Below are 1,038 nucleotides of genomic sequence, written 5' to 3'. Positions count from 1 at the left end.
GGCATTGTTGCACAAACCTATCTGTAAAGGCTTTTTCAGCGATATAATTTTCAAATGAAGAAGCCTACACACAAAATCTACCGCACAACCAATTGGCCCGCATATAACCGAGCACTCATGAGTCGCGGAAATATTGCCATTTGGTTTGATCCTGCTACGCAATGGTATGCTCCATCAAAAGGCAAACAAGGGCGAAAACAAACCTACTCCGACGCAGCTATCCAATGCTGCTTAATGATTAAATCCTTATTCCGTCTATCTTTACGTATGGTCACTGGCTTTGTGCAAAGTCTGATTAAACTTTGTGGATTAAATTGGACCGCACCAGATTACAGTACGCTTTGTAGAAGACAAAAGCATATTGATATTGCTATCAGCTACCAAAAAAGTAGCGATGGGCTGCATCTACTCATAGACTCTACAGGCATGAAGTTTCTAGGTGAGGGCGAATGGAAACGCAAGAAACATGGACCTGAATATCGTCGCCAATGGCGTAAACTTCATATTGGTATAGATGCTAAAACCCTTCAAATACGCGCCATTCAACTCACTACAAATAATGTGAGTGATTCACAAGTGCTTGGTGATTTACTCGATCAGATTCCACAAGATGAGCAGATTGACTCTGTTTATACCGATGGGGCTTATGACACCAAGCAATGCCGTCAGGTCATTGCAGATCGGCAAGCGCATGCGGTGATTCCACCTAGAAAAAATGCGAAACCATGGAAAGATACAAAGATCAGCTCGCTAGCGCGAAATGAATGACTTCGAACAGTTAAACGTTTAGGCAGGACATTATGGAAAAAATGGTCAGGCTATCATCGCCGCAGTTTGGTGGAAACCAAGATGCATTGCATCAAATTATTAGGCGATAAATTAATGGCAAGAAGCTTTTCTAGTCAGGTGAATGAAATTCATGCACGTGTAGCAGTCCTCAACAGATTTACGAAATTAGGTCGACCACTTACCCAAGTTACGCCTTAAATTTGGCTCAATTAGGGGGCTTTGTATTTCAAATCTTTGTGCAACAAAGCC

General features: G+C 42.1%; 1 pseudogene. It reads left to right on the top strand.

The annotated features are described in order from the left end of the window. The first annotated feature begins 54 nt into the window (after window positions 1-54). Window positions 55-987 (top strand): annotated as a pseudogene (locus CYK47_RS15235) (IS5 family transposase). Window positions 988-1,038: the final 51 nt, after the last annotated feature.

The organism is Acinetobacter sp. B51(2017) (assembly GCF_003711395.1).
Classification (GTDB): Bacteria; Pseudomonadota; Gammaproteobacteria; order Pseudomonadales; family Moraxellaceae; genus Acinetobacter.
Note: the sequence above shows the minus strand (reverse complement) of the source record. Positions and strands in the feature narration are given on the sequence as shown.